The following is a 16,553-nucleotide window of genomic DNA, read 5'->3' on the forward strand; positions in this document are numbered from 1 at the left end:
AATGACGAAGCAAAAGATCCTAAAACAACCTTTAAATTTTGGCGGGCGACTATTTGAGACAGGCGAAAATATCCAGGGGCATATCCCTTTGGATATGGTCGAACTGCTTCAGGGACAAGGCGTACTTGAAGAAATCGAGGAAGCGCAAGAGGAACCAGATGCTACCTCAGACATTACGGATACAACAGAAAAATTCAAAACTGTTGAAGAGTTAGCCGAGCATGTTAAGACGCTGGATGATGCTGAATCTGTTCAAGCCCTGTTGGCCGAAGAACAAGGCAAAGAGAAACCACGAGCGGGAGCAATTAAGCTGCTGGAAGCTCGATTGAAAGAGATTCAAGATGAGCGCGTTTAAGGACATGATTGCAGACGATATCAGCATTTTCATGAATTTGGATGAGAATGCTGAATTGCATACCATATCAACGATAAATAAAGATAACGTCCGAACAGATCGGGAAATTCCAATCATCATTGATATGTATGACATCGACGGCCGTCCTTCCAAGTCGAGCGAGGGAGTATCAGCGCACACGACAATTATTTACGTTGAGGCCAAAGCATTATGGTTTGTTCCTCGTGTGGATCAACTGTTGTTTCTTAATCTCAACCAATACATGATCATTGACGCGTCTCCAGAAGGAGGCATTTGGCGTCTGACGCTGAAGAAAAACGGTATGAGGCCATGAGCGGATTCGTTCATGTGAAAGACAATTTCAAGCAAGTGAATCGGTCATTGAAACAAATGGATAGAGCAGTCAAACAGGCTGTTTTATCCAGCATGAACCGCGCCTCGCAGCGTGCTAAAACGGAAACTGGTCGGAAGGTCAGACAACGTTACATTGTCAAACAAGGTGAAGTTATGCAAACTATCCGATTGCAGAAAGCTTCAGGAGGCAATTTGACGGCTGTTTTAGTGTCAAAAGGCAATAGTATTCCCTTGATCAATTTTAGCGTCAGTCCAAAGAAGAGGCTAAAACGAGCGCCTAAATCTTTAAAAGCAGCTGTATTGCGCGGCGGTGCAAAAAAAGCGATTCCTGGGGCGTTTGTTGCTCGTGCAGGGAATCATGTCGGGGTCTTTGAGCGTGTTGGTACCAAACGGCTACCTATCAAACAGATGCGTGGGCCGGCAGTGCCGTCCATGATCAACCACCCTGAAGTGAGGGAGCATGTGAATGATGTGTACGGAACTGAAATGGTTAAAAGATTGCCGCATGAGCTGGATCGTGCGTTGGGGAGGCTTAAAACGTGACACCAGTTAGTTTGATGGAGAAAATAAAGGTATTTCTCGAAGAGCAGACCAAGGAAATGATGTTCAGTCCTGCACGTCTGAGACCGAATGTGCACTTAGTGGACTTGCCTCCACGCGCGGCGGGGGATTATGAAGAAATTACGGACATCCCTGCTAATCCAATGGATATAGACGAACGTTGGCCGTTTATCATCGTAACTTGGGGGGAGTCCGAAGAAGACGCAACGAGGGAATCACAAATTGGGTTGGTTTTTGGTTGTCACGGTTCAGGGCAGGCCGGATACATGGATCTATTGCATTTGATGGAAACGGTGCGAATTGCTTTATTGCGTGAGACGTATAATGGCTGGCCGTGCAAAATTGAACGTCCATTATCCATGGGGCTGCATGACGAACAGGCTGATCCATATTGGACAGGCTGGATGACAACGACATGGGTTACGCCAACTATTGAAGAGGAGGTATGGAAGGATGTCTACTGAAGAGAACAAAGAAAAAAACGAAGGTGCTAAAGAACAGGCACCAGCGAAAAGAGTAGCAACGGCACGATCCAAAGAGCCGGAACAGTTGATTTATATTGGTCCGTCCATTCGAAAAGATGGAGCATCTGTCCGAACGAATCAAACGTTTATTGGAGGACGCCCGGCATTTTTGCAGGCGTTGTATGATCAAAATCCATTAATGGTTCATTTGTTTGTCCCTGTCAATGAACTTGCAGAATCCACAAAAAAATTAAAGCAGATCGGGAGCATGGTTAATACCGCATATCGATCTATGGGAGAGGTGTAATCAATGACACACGGTGTAAAAACAAGGGAAGAGTTTAACCAGGCTGCACCATCGGGCGCACAGGCTAACACATTACCTGTATATATCGGTGCGGCTCCAGTCCATTTAGCTGCCGATCCTTATGGGGCTACCAATCGCGTGATTTTGGCTTTTAACATGCAAGATTACAAGCGCAAATTGGGGTACGTGGATGATTGGGAGGAATTCCCGCTTTGCGAAGCGGCTTTTGCTCATTTCGACGATGAACAGCAAGGTCCTATTGCATTCGTGAATGTGTTAGATCCGACAAAAGACGTGACGGTTACGGCTCCAGCTTTAGCCACATTGGTTGATGGAGTGTATACGATTGCTGCTGACGGTGTATTGAAAGATAAAGTGCTAGTTACATCTTCAGACAGTGCCACTACGTATGTGCTCAATACGGATTACACACTCACGTTTAACGCACTAGGGCGTCTGATTCTAGCTGTCATTCCAGGTGGAGCGATTACAGGCTCAGATATTTGTGTTGGGTACACAGCACTGAATCCATCTGCTGTTACGGCTAGCCGGATCATTGGAGGTACTGACGTCACAACAGGTGTGCGCACAGGTCTGGAATTGATTGAAGAAGTGTTCCAAGTAACGAAACTCGTTCCGAATCTAATCCTTGCTCCAGGTTACTCAGATGATCCGGTCATTGCAGCAATCATGGAAGCCAAAGCCAGGGACGTTAACGGACTATTCGAGGCGTACGCCGTGACAGACTTGGATGCTAGTCAAAAATACATGGATATTGCCGAGTGGAAGAAGGAAAACGGGTATGACTCCATGTTGAACATCAATACCTATCCGTTATTCACGAATAAAGGGCGCACGTTTCATTCCTCAACCATTGCAGCAGTGCGAATGTTGACAACGGATGGAGCAAATAACGGATTCCCTGTACAAACGCCTTCTAACCAGTCAATCAATGTAGATGGGATGGTTTATAAAGATGGAACGCCTGTCTTCATGCCATATGACCAAGCAAATATGCTTAACGATAATGGCATTGTTACGGCTATTAACTGGCAGGATGGTTATCGGTTATGGGGTAACAAAACAGGTGCATATCCTGAGTTTAAGGATGCCCAGCGGTCATTCATTCCCGTGCGGCGGATGTTCTCATACGTTAAAAACAACTTGGTTCTGAATTATTGGAGCAAGGTAGATAATCCATTAAATAAAAGGTTGGTTGAATCCGTTTTGGATGATGCAAACATTTGGATTAATGGTCTAGTAGGGGCGAATTTGCTAGTCGGTGGTCGAGTTGAATTCAATGGTTCAGATAATCCAGCGGAACAGTTAAGTGCTGGTAGAATGGTCTACCGAGTAATTTTCACGCCACCAGGACCTGCCGAAGAAATTGAATTTATCGTATCTTACGATTCTTCATATTATGCCGCGATGTTTGCAGCGTAAAGAAAGGGGAAACACATGAAAAACATTCCAATCAAGCTAGCGGGTATGACACTGTTTCTGGATGACAACAAAGATAGCTTCGCTACGGGAGATATCACACTTCCATCCCTAACGCCAATGACCACAACTGTATCGGGAATGGGCATCTTAGGAGAAATCGATTTGCCGGATGCAGGACATTATGGTGCAATCCAGATCGGCATTGCTTGGCGAACAATTAATAAAGACGCATTCGCGCTCGTTAGTTCCAGCGTGAAAAAGCTGGAGATTAGAGGGGCCTTCAAGGAATACGATGTGACAGGAACTAAATTTGTAACTAAATCCATCAAGATTGTTATTAAGGGAGTAGGCAAAGGGATTGATTTGGGAACACTTGCTCAAAATGCTGAAACCGGAACGAGCAATACAGTCGAAGTGTTGTATATCAAGATATTCATTGACGGAGACGAAGTTTTTGAGTTGGACAAGTTGGCTTATATCAGTAAAACAAACGGTGTAGACGATCAAGAAGACGTGCGCAAGGCTCTTGGGCTGTAACTATAAGGAGGAATTATCATGGTAGAGCAAGAGAAGAAATTGGAAGATTTGACCGAAGTACAGCAGGCTGGGGTGGTTGTCAAACTATCCCGGCCTATTTTATGGGAAGGTGTAGAATATACGGAACTGCACTTAAATTTCGATGAACTCTCAGGTGACGATATCATTGACGTCGAGGGGGAATTCATCGACTTTATCGCAGGCAAGAAGAACGTTCTTGTATCTATGAAAGATGAACACCCTGCATATCATGCAGTTCTTGCTGCAAAGGCTGCTGGAGTACATCCTAACTTTATGAAAAAACTTAAGGCTCCAGAATTCGTGAAAGTCACAGGTGCTTCAAAGCGTTTTTTGAATCGTATGGGTTAAGGGAAAGTGCAATTAAAAGCGTCATGAAATGGTCAATACGACTATCCCGAGTGGGCGGCGATCCAGCATATTGGATGAGCCGTCCTCTTTGGTTATTAGCGAAATGGATCAGAGCAAACAGTGAATTGTACGAAGAAGAACAAGCGCGTCGGGAGGCGGAAGGTAATGGCCAAACAGTATGAAGTCCGGTTTGAGCTGAATGGTGACATTGATCCTCGCCTGTCGAGGACGTTTGACTCCATCACCAAAGACGTGACAGCTCTGGGTCTGGATTTGGCGGGTCTGCAAAGAACTAAAGGGCTTGTTAAGATAACCAGGGATGCGAACGAGGCTAAAGGTGCATTTCATGAATTGCGCCAAGATGCGAAAGAGTTTGGTGAAGTCTTTGAACGAACGTTACAGTTCACGGGTGCCAAAGCCATTATTGATTCGGCCAGCGGCATGATTGGCGGCATGATTAGTCAGATTGGTTCATTGGATGATGCCGTTCATCAGATGGGAGCTGCAACGGGCGCAACGGCTCAGGACATGGCACAATACAAAGACATTATTCAGGGTATCTATAATTCAAACATTGGAGAAGGGTTCCAAGATATTGGTGATGCACTGGTAAATGTTCGCCAGGTTACCGACTTGGCGGGAGCTGCTTTGGATGATGCAACCAAAAAGGCATTGATCATGAAAGATACTTTTGGTTATGAAGTCAACGAATCTGTCCGTACAGTTGATGCCTTGATGAGAAATATGGGATTAACAGCAGACGAGGCGTTTAACTTAATCGCCCAAGGAACCCAGAAGGGTTTGAACCGTTATGACGATTTGCTCGACACGCTTAATGAATATTCTGTCCAATTTGCGGATGCAGGCTATAATTCTGAAGAATTTTTCTCTGTTTTAGAGTCAGGGGCAAAACGAGGCCTTTGGAATCTAGACAAAATGGGCGATATTCTCAAAGAGTTTAATATTCGGTTGTATAGTGGTGACGACAAGGTGGTTGAATCCCTTCAGCTCCTTTTTGCACCTGAAGGCGTTGAGGAATACATTTACGCCTTGAAGCAGGGCGGTACCAAAACGAAGGAATACGGCGAACTCCTCAAATACGTAAGTAAAGACACGGCTACAGAGTTAGTCAAAAATCTTCAAGGCAATGCACGCAGCTATAAAGTGGCGTCTCAAGCAATCATGGGCATGATGGGCGATAGTGACCAACTGATGGCTGGTCTGTCTGACGGATCAATCAAGGCAAAAGACGCAGTTGTGGACGTTATTGCGGCGCTTGATCGTATTGACGACATCCAAGAACGTAACCAACTCTCCGTTGAATTGTTTGGTACCCAGTATGAGGACTTGCGTAGCACTGCGGTAGAGGCGTTGCAGGACACCAATGGTGAGTTTGATAAGACGCTCGATACCATGAAGGAAATTGAAGAAGTTAAATACAGCAGCTTGACCAAAGAAATTCAAGGGCTCGGCCGAGAATTGATGACTGAACTTGTCATCCCAATCGGTGAAGACCTGATGCCGACATTGCGGGATTTGACCAATTGGGCAAAAGAAAATAAAGATGTTATCAAAATTATTGCCCTTGGTGTACCTACCGCATTACTTGCCAAAAATGCAGTTTCCATAGGTCGGGATTTTGGCAAAGTCGGAAAGACTCTGTTCGACACTACACAAGGTGCTAGCAAATTCAGTACAGCAATCGGTTTTATGACTAACCCTGTCGGCTTAGCTATTGGGGCCGTTGGTGCGCTCACGCTTGGTGTGATGGCATATAAGAAGCACCAGGAAGAAGCACGTCAGGAACTCATTCATATGGGCGATGCATTGAAAGATAGTATGCGTAGTTATGATGAGGTGGCCGATAAAGCTAAGACCACCAATGATTTGGTATGGGAATACAAACACCTGAGCGAAGTTATCGAGGCCAACACGGGGAAATCTAGTGATTTAACGTATCAGAAAGAAAAACTGGTTGAAGTAACCGAAAGGCTTCAAGAACTATACCCACAGACCATTTCCCAATACGATATTGAGAACGGGAAACTGGACGAGAAGGTTAATCTGCTGCTTCGCGCAAGTGATGCGGAGAAAGACCGGATGAAACTGCAGCTTGAACTACAAGCTGCTGAAGGTCGAAGAGATATGGGTGATATGGAAGAACAGATTACTTCCTTGGAATCCCAGACATCTAGCTTGAGAGAGCAAAAAGACGCTTTGGATATTGCTCGTGCCGCTTTTTCTGAATACGAAACGCAGTATATGCGTCTCATGGAAAACGATCCTTCGGAAGAAAGGACTCGTAAGCTTCAGGAATTGCTAGATAAAGCAAACGATGTCGGCGAAACTATTGGGTATTCATTTGGTCATCTCGACCTAATTAGAGGCGTAACCGATGAGATTGACGGTAGGTTAATTAATACACTAGATGAACTCCAAACCAAGTCTGAAGAGTTAAGTTCTGCTAAAGATAGCTATCAGGCTATCTACGATGCTCAGAAAATGTTAATTGAATTGAACCTGGGCGGGACAATCGATGAACAGTCACAGAAATACAAGACATTGTCCGATGACGGAAAGGCCGCTTTTGATAGAGCAGCGAATGCAGTAAAAGATTTGAATGCTCAAATGGATCTGATTCCATCCGAGAAAAAAATAAATATTGTTGCCACCTATCAGACTATCGGCAAACTTCCTACGACGCAAGATATCGTAACCAAATTAAACGGCACACCGATGAAGCAGTATGCAGACGGTGGTATTGCAAAGGAACCGTCTATTTTTGGTGAAGCTGGTCCGGAAATTGCGATTCCACTGAATAACAAACCTCGTTCGCAGGGCTTGCTTGATGAAGCAAACCGGATTATGGGAAGAGATAGCGGGGCGCTTGCTGGATCTTCTAATATTTCGATTGCATTTTCACCAAGTTACTCTATTTCTGGTGGTGATCGTGATCAAGTGAAGGCTCAGGTTGTACAAGCTCAGACCATGGGGATTAACGAGCTGGAAAGTATGCTACGCCAATTGGATCGAAGAAATCAGAGGAGGAGTTTGGTAGGATGACGACTTACAGAACCATCCAAGGGGATACCTGGGACGGAATCGCTTATAAACTTACAGGCAGTTATGATGCCATGCCTGCTCTGATGTATGCCAATCTCGATCATATCCAAACAGTGGTATTTACAGCAGGTGTTGTCCTGGCCGTTCCTGAACTTCAGGCGCAGGAATCAAGCACCCTGCCTTCATGGAGGACGGCCGATGAGTAACCTGGTACAAAAGGGACGCTATGCTGCTGTGTCTCTCTTATTCAACGGGAAAGACGTGGACAAGGACATTGCACCATACTTAATGGACTTTACGTATAACGATGGCTATTCCGGCCAAGGCGACGATATTACTATCCAACTGGATGATCGGGATAGGAAATGGATTAAAGAGTGGGTCCCACATGATGGAGACGAAATTAAAGCAGACATTCTCACTTATCATTGGGACAAGCAGGGAGAAAAGTTGAAGCTTCCATGCGGGAAATTCTATCTCAAGTCGTTCACTTATGGTGGTATGCCAGACACCATCACGATGGAAGCAAGTGCACTGCCTGTCGAGGGGAACAAGTCTAAACAGGAGCAGCGTTCGAAATCATGGGAAAAAGTTCAGCTGAAGACTGTGGCCGCTGAAATTGCCAAACGTGCAAAGCTTTCGCTCGTTTATGAGGCTTCGTCCAATCCATCCTATGAACGCCTGGATCAGACTGAACAAACAGACTTTGAATTTTTGCTTGGTATTGCTGTCAAAGAGGGAATCACCCTTAAAGTCAGCGGTGCCAAGCTTGTTTTGTTTAATGAAGAGAAGTTCGAGAAGGCAGCGGCTGCTTTTGATATCGTTTATGGGAAAGATGATGTCCTGTCATATGATTTTGAGTCCAACAGTGAGAATGCGGCATATGGAAGCTGCGAAGTGGTATACACCATACCCAAAAGCAAGAAAGAGCCAGCAAAAACGGTCAAGGGTATATACAAGCTTCCCAAAGCAGGCAGCTTGCCTGTGCTTCGGGTTAACAAAAGTGTGGAAACGGTGGCTGAGGCCAATAGACTGGCAAAAAACAGCCTACGTGAGCAGAACAAAAAGGCGGGACGCGCTCGCCTGACTTTATCCGGCCATACACGGTATGCGGCAGGCTTGACCGTAAATATTAAAGGTTGGGGCTATTTTGATGGTAAATACATCATCGAGGCCGTTAATCATCGGATCAGTGCCGCAGCTCCATACACCGTGGATCTGGATATCAGAAAAGTATTGGGGTGGTAAGATGATCAGTGCATTAATCAAAGTAGGCGAATGCTCGACCGTGGATTTTGAGTCAGGGACAATTACAGTCACATTTCCGGATAGGGAGGATGTTGTCAGTCGTAGTTTGCCTTTGGTGATTCCGGCCGGATCTGGTCTGTGGAATGGGGTTCCACGTCCTAAGGACATGGTGCTGTGCCTGATGCTCGGTAATGGAGTGAGTAACGGTTTCTGTGCTGGCCGTGTGCCTGATACCTGGTTGGGCAGTCCTGGTCAGGAAGGTTTATTTTTCGAAGACGGGAGCCAAGTTTTCTATGATCTGAATACTGGAGCCTATCACATTAAGGCTAAAAACGTGATCGTAGAGGCTGAAACCGTTTCTATCAAGGCGACAACCGTAAACATTGAGGGAAATCTGGTAGTGACGGGTACTGTTACAGCAGCAAACATAGGGGGTTGATAGCATGGCTTTACCTGATGGGGTTGCTGTTCTTGGAGATATCGTTTTTATTGTCACCAAATATAAAGTACGCACGTTCAGCGATTTTACAAGGACCAGTAACGACCGATGGGCAAACAATGAAATCCTATTGAAAAAACCGCGTTCTCAGTTTTTGGGACCTGGATTGGATACATTCGACTTGAGCGTTTTGGTTGATGCCCGTTTAGGATTAAATCCAAGAAAAGAAGTGGACAAGTTGGTTGCTTATAGTCGTGACGGGAAGATTATGAAATTCAGTATCGGTGGAAAAGGCATGGGCGTAGACAAAGTGAAGATCACAAGTCTCGTCCAGAATTGGCAAAAGCTCGACAATCGCGGGAATCTAATAAGTGCCACATATAACCTGAGTTTGGAGGAGTACATTTCATGAGCGTGTATAACGTTACAGTGGATGACGCTCCGCTCCAATTTGGGTTATCTGGGGTTGAGGAAGTCAAACAGAATATCCGTACCATTATCAAGACAATTATGGGAACTTGCCCGATGCATCGTGACTTTGGTATTGATCCGATCGTTATCGACATGCCCACGCCTGCGGCAGCGGCTTTGCTGGAGGTAGCGGCATTGTCTGCCATAGAGAATTTTGAACCGAGAGTCCTGGTAACGGACATCACGGTTAACATAGATGAAAACAGCCTAGTGCCCATTGTGTACTTTACGTTAAGAGAGGAGGAATAGACATGGTGCTCAAGCTGGTTGAAGATGATCCACAGGTTATTCTAAGTAACATTTTGAGCAAGCACGAGGAAATCACCAAACGAAAAATGCAACCTTCAGATCCTGAGTATCTGAATCTGAGCGCCTTGGCGGCCATTATCGTTCAAGAGCGTGTCCAGATTAACGCAACGTTTAGTCAAAACATGTTGAGATATGCACGCCAGAACGTACTTGATGAGTTCGGGTTAAATAATAGAACGCCTAGGCTACCAGCGGAACCAGCTCGAACCACACTGAGGTTCACGCTTTCTGCACCTCAGACATCAGCAATCATCATCCCTGCTGGAACACGGGTCACTCCGGATGGTAGCGGCGGTGAAATCTACTTCACAACCGAGTCTGTGCTACAGATTTCGATAGGGTCGATTTCTGGCGATGTCGGCGCTGTTTGTTCGGTTTCAGGAACAAGCGGCAATGGATTTATCCCTGGACAGATTAATGCACTCATGGATCCAATTGCTTTTATACAAAGCACGGTAAATGTGACGGAAAGCTCAGGCGGTGCAGATGAAGAAAAGGACGATGCTTATAGAGGACGTATACGCAGCGCTCCAGAATCATACAGCGTAGCGGGTCCAGATGGGGCATATGAATATTGGGCTAAAACAGCAAGTGCGGCCATAATTGACGTTAGTGTGGAATCACCGGCGCCAGTTGAGATATTGCTCACACCGTTGCTTGTGGGCGGTGAGCTGCCAACACAAGATTTACTGGATGCGGTATATGATGCGGTATCAGCTCGTGACGTTCGTCCATTGACGGATCTGGTAAGTGTTCAAGCTCCACAAGTTGTAACGTACAATATCGGCCTGACATACTACATCGCAGTTGAACGGGCTACAGAGGCAGCAACTATTCAAGAGGCAGTGAATGATGCGGTGAATAGTTTTGTCACATGGCAGAAATCAAAGCTCGGGAGGGGCATTAACCCATCTGAGCTTATTTCTCGTGTTATGGCAGCAGGAGCACAGCGTGTTGCTGTTACTGAACCCATATTCACCGAATTGAATAGGACGCAAGTTGCGCGAGAAGGAGCTGTAAATCTGGTTTTTGGAGGTTTGGCCGATGAATGATATTGCGACAGTTGGATTGATTGGAATATTACCACCCAACCTTCAAAGCGATCCGTCATATCGTGCGGCTGCATTGGCAATTCAAGAGGAATTGGAAATCACTAACGCAGCAGTGAAAAGGATGTCAGTGTTTGACCGGATTGATACCCTGAATGATGCTGAAGCTGATGAAATGGCTTGGCAATTACATGTCGATTTCTACGATGTGAGGTTGCCGATACAACAAAAACGGAGCCTGGTAAAGAATGCATATCTATTCCACTTCGCCAAAGGTACACCGGGAGCCGTAGAGGATCTGGTAGCGATCCTTTTTGGTTCTGGTCAAGTAGAGGAGTGGTTTGAGTATGACGGTGAGCGAGGTTATTTCCGGGTACGCACATCCGATCCAAGCGCAACAAACGATAAGGCAGAGGAGTTTATCAAGGCGGTAAATTCGGTGAAGCGAAAAAGCGCTTGGCTAGAGGCGGTAGTCATTGAAGAGACGGTACATGCGAACGATTTATACTATGGAATTGCCGTACACATTGGCGAAACCATAACGATAGGATAGGAGGGTCAGCATGTCATCATGGATTTATGTATTAACTAATAAAGGACGTCAGTTACAGGCAAAGGCTCAGACAGGCGTTAAACTCGAATATACTCGGATGGCAGTTGGCAGCGGAACGCTAGCAGGACAAGCCCTGGCTGCTATGACAGCCCTGATTACGCCAGTAAAGAACTTACCTATTATCAGGCTAAAACATCCACCTGGGGCAACGAGAGCCGTTGTGGGGGCTACCTTAACCAATGCAGATGTACAGACGGGATTCTATTTCCGGGAGATTGGTATTTTTGCAACCGATCCAGACGAGGGTGAAATCTTGTATATGTATGCTAACGCTGGATCTACAGCCGATTACATTGCACCTATTGGTGACGGGGTTATTGAGAAAGACGTCAATATGAACGTGATTGTAGGCTCTGCCACCAACGTTACAGCGATCATTAATGAATCTCTGGTTTACGTCACTTATGACGAACTGGAGGAAGCGTTGGGAAACATCGTTGTTGATGTAAAGGATGCATCAATTACGGAAAAAGGGATCGTGCAACTGTCAAACAAAATTGACGGAGATTCGGAAAAACTTGCACCTACTGAAAAGGCGTTAAATGATGCAAGATTAGCAGCTCAAAAGTACACAGATGATAAGACGTGGCAAAAGTACCCGTTGACCAAGGATAATGGAAGTGTTAAAGAATTACCGAATGGTTACGACTTGAATGACTTGAGCACTGGTGTTTATGCGGTAACAAATCCAACAAACGGCCCAAGAATTGGTTCATTCTTAATCGAAGATTATCCAGGTGATGCAGTATCAAGCGAGAGAACTAATGTTGTTGTTCAAAGGGCGACATCGTTAGAGAGTAGATCAAGCATTTACACCAGAACCAAAGTGACGACAACATGGTACCCTTGGGTATTACAAACACCTGAAGAAGACTTATGGGGGGCGTTATAGATGGCGGTAGTAGCAAAGAGGCTTGCGAAGGGAAATTTCGGTACAGGTTCTGCGGCAAATATTTATACCGCACCTATTGGCTCAACTGTGCTGATCAAGGCGGTAACAATTTGTAATAAACTCTCACAGGCAATTAGTGTAACTTTGCTATTTGCTGGTACTGAAGTTATTTACCAACACACTGTAAAAGCCAATGACACTATCACGATCCCTTTCGTGGATCAAATTATATATGCAGGAGAGTCAATCTCAGGGTTTGCTGGTACGAGCGGTGGTTCAAACTTCGCTACCTACTACATCAGCGGCAAAGAGGTGACATAATGCCAGGGATAGATTTTTTCTCATTGGATAATTCCGGGTTGGATGGACCAGATGGTGTGAAGTATGCAAGTGGATTGCTTACTAATGATAATATTGTAATGACATTTTACAATCCCCAAGGCGGAACGAATACCCAAAATTCATTGACCGTACCGCTGGATTTTTTGCCGGATGTTATCGTTATTAAAAGGAGCGCCGACGCCACACCCGCCTTTCTAACTTACGTAGACACAAAAAGTCCTATGTCTGGGGGATACACTATCTTTAATATGTTCACTACAGAATTTAGGTTGGATGGAGCCGCTGCTTCTATAAGTAAAACTGGTTTTAGATTGCCAGTGTATGCCGGGAACACAGAATACTTTTGGCAAGCGTTTAAAACGAAATAACGATTATGCATAATTAGTTTTTTTTATTATCAGGGTCACAATATATAGAGATAGGAAAGGAGGTGACGCTAAAATGCAAACAGGTCTGAGGATTATATATGATCAAGACGGGGAAATTGTAGCATCATTCTGGCAAGATAGTGGTGGAATTCCGCTCAAAGAGATTACAAAATTAGGGCACATAGACTTTGTGCATGACGAAATCAATTTTAACACTCATCGTATTGTGAAGATTGATCCTGATACAAAGCTACCAGTGGTGGAAAGGATTTATGCCGAACCAACTGCGGAAGAGAAGATGAAGGAATTGGAAGATCAGATTTTGTTGTTGGCCAATGAAAACACAGGAGGGATTTTGTAATGGTAAACGAAGTGGTTGTAAGGATTGCGGCGGAAAGAATTTTGAACAAGGGACTTAATCCGAAAACTGGTCAAGTGTATTTACTTGATGACATCACAAACGCCGATTATCGGCAAGCAGTCGAAGATTACATCCTGGAGAAAACCGAAGGAATTTAACAAGCGTACCCAAGTGGTGCGCTATTTTTATGCCCTCTGGAGTGGTCAGGGGGCTTTTCATATTGAATTCAGGGGGAAAGAAAGTGGATAAGTGGAAAGCATTTTTTGCAGCAACGGGGGCGGCGGTAGTCCCGGTATTTGAATTTTTGTATGGCCGGGATGAGGCGGTAATGGGCTTTATGACAGCCGTTTTGTTTTTTGTCGTCCTTGATTGGATGTCGGGGATCAGCGCGGCCAAGATGGATAATTCCTATGGCAGTCGTTACGGCTTGCAAGGTATCTGGCGGACGTTCTTTGTGCTGCTACTGCCTGCCGGGGGGCATTTGTTGGATGTGGTTTTCCAGATGCCTGGTTTAATCTTCGGGGCATTGTCTATCGGTACGCTATATCATGTGATCCAAAGCATGGTTGCCAACTCGATCAGGGCAGGGTGGGGGGAATGGGTTCCACTCCCTGTATTCAATTGGCTGATTAACTGGGTGAAATCTGAAATGGACAAAAAAATGGAACGGGCTGAGTCTCGTAAAGGAGCGGGTACGGATGCGTAAAATATCTAAAGTAGGAATTGATCTGATTAAATCATTTGAAGGATGCAAACTCACAGCGTACAAGCCAGTGTCCACGGAGCAGTATTGGACAATCGGTTGGGGACATTATGGGGAGGATGTAAAACAAGGTCAGAAGATCACACAGGCGCAGGCTGACGCTATGCTAGTTGCCGATCTTGCTAAATATGAAGCTTATGTCAATAATCCGTCTTACGTGCCAGTTACGGACAAGCTCACACAGAATCAATTCGATGCACTCACAAGCTTTTGCTACAACACTGGCCCGGGAAATCTAAAACAGCTATGTAACGGACGTACAGTAGCCCAGATTGCCTCAAGCATCACCAAGTATAACAAGGCAGGGGGCAATGTATTGAAAGGCTTGGTGCGGCGTAGACAGGCCGAGCTTGATCTTTTCAATACACCTGACACTCAGAAAGCTGAAGCTGAAGACAAGGTAACGGCAATCGTTAATGGAAATCAGATTGAAGGTGCAGTCATGATCAATAATACGGTGCTTATCCCGTTGCGTGCAGCAGGCGACAACATCTCAGGTTCCAAAATCGATTGGAATCAAAAGACTAAAACGGCAACGCTAGATACACCGCAATAATCCCAAGCGATTGGTAATACAAAAGGCCCTATCAGCACATTGCAGCTGGTAGGGTCTATTTGTGCTCTCAGTTTTTTTCGTAAATCTCAGTGAGTTCATTGTATTGTACAATCGCTTTTGAATCATCGCCATTCTGTATACTCTGTGTTAGCGCTGTGAATGCCTCTTTATCATTGGGGTTTACTAACATGATATTTGAACTCATTCCACTGACAATGCTATCCAGGTTCTCGGCCGATACTTTCCCTTCTGCATCAAGATACAGAGCAGCAAACTCTAAAATGATTTGACCAAATCTCTGTTCCGTCTCACTGAGTTGGGTGGCTTTCGGAGGTTCTGAAGCTATTGTTTTTTCATTTCCGTCCAACTCTATGTATAGCTTGCGCAATTCGCTAGTTTTCATATTCTTCATCAAACCTGTAACCTCACTAAAACGTTCCTTGTCTTCACCATCATAGGAACGTAACAGAACATCATTCATTTCAGAGTACAATTGAGCCTGTTCATCACTTATGGATCCTTTTGAATCATAAGAACTCAGGTACTTCTCAACATTCTCGACAAGCTTATTACGTTCCTTGTCACCGCCACATGCGGCCAGAATAACAATGATTCCTAGAAGCAAGATCGTAATCTTTAGCTTATACATGTACATCCTCCTTAGCTTTATGTTTCGTAAGTAGTCTATCAGACCTAGGAAAATGTTTCTAGATATTTTGGGACAATTTACAATATAAACAAACTGAGTTATGATGTATCTATAATCCGAAAGCATCGGTAAAGCCTCTGTTATGTATTCTGGCAGAGGCTCTTTATGATGAGAATATTGAAATCTTTCACTGAGGGGAAATGAAATGCCTAATTATGTGAAATTCAAGAGGGATAAGGTTGATATCTGTAATATTTGTTTACAGAAGAGGCAACTGACTTGGGATCACATCCCTCCAAAAGGTGGAGTTGAATTTACTGAAGTTGAACAATGGAATATCATGCAGCACATGGTTGAGAAAAACACAAAACATATACCGTCTCAAAACGGGGTGAAGTACAGGACTTTGTGTCAAGAGTGTAATAACAGCCTTTTAGGAGCACAATATGATCCTGTTATTAACTCTTTTGCTGAGGATGTTGGTCAATATCTAAAAAGTTCACTTATAATTCCCGAAGTGATCAGATTTAAGACTAAGCCAGTCAAGATTGTTAAAGCTGTTTTAGGTCACTTACTTGCTGCAAAGGGAGAGCTCTCTTTTTCAAACCAAGATGTAGCCTTTAGGGAGTACGTATTAGATCATGATATGAAAGTGCCTAGAGGGTATAAGGTGTTCTATTGGGTGTATCCATTTAACAATATAAGAATTATGCAAAATTTTAGTATGATGAAGGTGAAGGGATCTGAAAGCGGAAGACATGGAATGTTCAGCTTGTTGAAATATTTACCCATTGCTTATTTAGTTACGGATCTCGAATATTACGAAGGTTTAGACGAGCTTACTCAATATTGTATAAATGCTCCAGATACTGAGATGGAAATCCCTATTAGGTTAAATGACTTGAAAAATCAAGTATGGCCTGAAGTAGATGATTATAATGTACTTCTCACCGGGGATGATATAGGCGTTTTTGCTAAGCCTAAAATTAGAATGATTAAACAACGATAAAAAATAATAAGGTTCTGTTGGCTTATGCTGA

Annotated in this window: 25 protein-coding genes; 24 read left to right on the forward strand and 1 reads right to left on the reverse strand. The window is 44.5% G+C overall.

Annotated elements, in window-relative coordinates; translation table 11 throughout:
- Position 1 precedes the first annotated feature (1 nt).
- The 23 genes from HW560_RS15685 to HW560_RS15795 all read left to right on the forward strand — a co-directional run bounded on the left by HW560_RS15685 (position 2) and on the right by HW560_RS15795 (position 14,864).
- Entirely contained in the window at positions 2-355 is a 354-nt protein-coding gene (locus tag HW560_RS15685; protein WP_179263821.1) for a hypothetical protein, read from the forward strand.
- Positions 342-689, forward strand: a complete 348-nt coding sequence (locus tag HW560_RS15690) for a hypothetical protein (protein ID WP_179263823.1) — start codon at positions 342-344, stop codon at positions 687-689. Before HW560_RS15685 ends, HW560_RS15690 begins: the two co-directional genes overlap by 14 nt.
- The gene (locus HW560_RS15695) at positions 686-1,252 is read left to right on the forward strand and encodes a phage tail protein (protein WP_179263825.1); all 567 of its coding nucleotides are present in this window, start codon (positions 686-688) and stop codon (positions 1,250-1,252) included. Before HW560_RS15690 ends, HW560_RS15695 begins: the two co-directional genes overlap by 4 nt.
- Positions 1,249-1,734 (forward strand): hypothetical protein, encoded by a 486-nt coding sequence (locus HW560_RS15700; protein ID WP_179263827.1) that lies wholly within the window; start codon positions 1,249-1,251, stop codon positions 1,732-1,734. Before HW560_RS15695 ends, HW560_RS15700 begins: the two co-directional genes overlap by 4 nt.
- Entirely contained in the window at positions 1,724-2,041 is a 318-nt protein-coding gene (locus HW560_RS15705) for a hypothetical protein (RefSeq protein ID WP_179263829.1), read from the forward strand. Before HW560_RS15700 ends, HW560_RS15705 begins: the two co-directional genes overlap by 11 nt.
- A 3-nt stretch (positions 2,042-2,044) precedes the next feature.
- Positions 2,045-3,484, forward strand: coding sequence for a phage tail sheath family protein (locus tag HW560_RS15710; RefSeq protein ID WP_179263830.1), 1,440 nt, complete (start codon positions 2,045-2,047; stop codon positions 3,482-3,484).
- Positions 3,485-3,499: 15 nt separating this feature from the next.
- Positions 3,500-4,021, forward strand: a complete 522-nt coding sequence (locus HW560_RS15715; protein ID WP_179263831.1) for a phage major tail tube protein — start codon at positions 3,500-3,502, stop codon at positions 4,019-4,021.
- 18 nt (positions 4,022-4,039) lie between these two features.
- Complete coding sequence (locus HW560_RS15720; protein WP_179263832.1) at positions 4,040-4,390, forward strand: phage tail assembly protein; 351 nt, start codon at positions 4,040-4,042, stop codon at positions 4,388-4,390.
- Positions 4,391-4,555: 165 nt separating this feature from the next.
- Positions 4,556-7,453 (forward strand): phage tail tape measure protein, encoded by a 2,898-nt coding sequence (locus tag HW560_RS15725; RefSeq protein ID WP_179263833.1) that lies wholly within the window; start codon positions 4,556-4,558, stop codon positions 7,451-7,453.
- Entirely contained in the window at positions 7,450-7,659 is a 210-nt protein-coding gene (locus HW560_RS15730) for a tail protein X (RefSeq protein ID WP_179263834.1), read from the forward strand. The genes HW560_RS15725 and HW560_RS15730 overlap by 4 nt, the downstream gene beginning before the upstream one ends.
- The gene (locus HW560_RS15735; protein ID WP_179263835.1) at positions 7,652-8,701 is read left to right on the forward strand and encodes a phage late control D family protein; all 1,050 of its coding nucleotides are present in this window, start codon (positions 7,652-7,654) and stop codon (positions 8,699-8,701) included. The genes HW560_RS15730 and HW560_RS15735 overlap by 8 nt, the downstream gene beginning before the upstream one ends.
- A gap of 1 nt (position 8,702) precedes the next feature.
- Entirely contained in the window at positions 8,703-9,140 is a 438-nt protein-coding gene (locus HW560_RS15740) for a hypothetical protein (RefSeq protein ID WP_179263836.1), read from the forward strand.
- Between the two features lie 4 nt (positions 9,141-9,144).
- Entirely contained in the window at positions 9,145-9,552 is a 408-nt protein-coding gene (locus HW560_RS15745) for a phage tail protein (RefSeq protein ID WP_179263837.1), read from the forward strand.
- Positions 9,549-9,860 carry a GPW/gp25 family protein gene (locus tag HW560_RS15750; protein WP_179263838.1) on the forward strand — a complete coding sequence of 104 codons (312 nt, stop codon included), beginning with the start codon at positions 9,549-9,551 and terminating at the stop codon, positions 9,858-9,860. The genes HW560_RS15745 and HW560_RS15750 overlap by 4 nt, the downstream gene beginning before the upstream one ends.
- Positions 9,861-9,862: 2 nt before the next feature.
- Entirely contained in the window at positions 9,863-10,972 is a 1,110-nt protein-coding gene (locus tag HW560_RS15755) for a baseplate assembly protein (RefSeq protein WP_179263839.1), read from the forward strand.
- Positions 10,965-11,522, forward strand: a complete 558-nt coding sequence (locus HW560_RS15760; RefSeq protein ID WP_179263840.1) for a phage tail protein I — start codon at positions 10,965-10,967, stop codon at positions 11,520-11,522. Before HW560_RS15755 ends, HW560_RS15760 begins: the two co-directional genes overlap by 8 nt.
- A 10-nt stretch (positions 11,523-11,532) precedes the next feature.
- Positions 11,533-12,474: a tail fiber protein gene (locus HW560_RS15765; RefSeq protein ID WP_179263841.1), complete on the forward strand. Its 942-nt coding sequence runs from the start codon at positions 11,533-11,535 to the stop codon at positions 12,472-12,474.
- Positions 12,475-12,795 carry a hypothetical protein gene (locus tag HW560_RS15770; RefSeq protein ID WP_179263843.1) on the forward strand — a complete coding sequence of 107 codons (321 nt, stop codon included), beginning with the start codon at positions 12,475-12,477 and terminating at the stop codon, positions 12,793-12,795.
- Positions 12,795-13,184 carry a hypothetical protein gene (locus HW560_RS15775; protein WP_179263845.1) on the forward strand — a complete coding sequence of 130 codons (390 nt, stop codon included), beginning with the start codon at positions 12,795-12,797 and terminating at the stop codon, positions 13,182-13,184. The genes HW560_RS15770 and HW560_RS15775 overlap by 1 nt, the downstream gene beginning before the upstream one ends.
- 73 nt (positions 13,185-13,257) lie before the next feature.
- Positions 13,258-13,545, forward strand: a complete 288-nt coding sequence (locus HW560_RS15780; RefSeq protein ID WP_179263847.1) for a hypothetical protein — start codon at positions 13,258-13,260, stop codon at positions 13,543-13,545.
- Entirely contained in the window at positions 13,545-13,703 is a 159-nt protein-coding gene (locus HW560_RS15785) for a hypothetical protein (protein WP_179263849.1), read from the forward strand. The genes HW560_RS15780 and HW560_RS15785 overlap by 1 nt, the downstream gene beginning before the upstream one ends.
- Positions 13,704-13,786: 83 nt before the next feature.
- Complete coding sequence (locus HW560_RS15790) at positions 13,787-14,251, forward strand: phage holin family protein (RefSeq protein ID WP_179263851.1); 465 nt, start codon at positions 13,787-13,789, stop codon at positions 14,249-14,251.
- Entirely contained in the window at positions 14,244-14,864 is a 621-nt protein-coding gene (locus tag HW560_RS15795; protein WP_179263853.1) for a glycoside hydrolase family protein, read from the forward strand. Before HW560_RS15790 ends, HW560_RS15795 begins: the two co-directional genes overlap by 8 nt.
- A 67-nt stretch (positions 14,865-14,931) precedes the next feature.
- Here HW560_RS15795 and HW560_RS15800 read toward each other — a convergent pair whose 3' ends face one another.
- Positions 14,932-15,513, reverse strand: a complete 582-nt coding sequence (locus tag HW560_RS15800; protein WP_179263855.1) for a hypothetical protein — start codon at positions 15,511-15,513, stop codon at positions 14,932-14,934.
- Between the two features lie 205 nt (positions 15,514-15,718).
- Here HW560_RS15800 and HW560_RS15805 point away from each other — a divergent pair, with 205 nt between their 5' ends.
- The gene (locus HW560_RS15805) at positions 15,719-16,522 is read left to right on the forward strand and encodes a hypothetical protein (protein WP_179263857.1); all 804 of its coding nucleotides are present in this window, start codon (positions 15,719-15,721) and stop codon (positions 16,520-16,522) included.
- The last annotated feature ends 31 nt before the right edge of the window (positions 16,523-16,553 follow it).

The sequence above is a fragment of the Paenibacillus sp. E222 genome (genome assembly GCF_013401555.1).
Lineage (GTDB): Bacteria > Bacillota > Bacilli > Paenibacillales > Paenibacillaceae > Paenibacillus.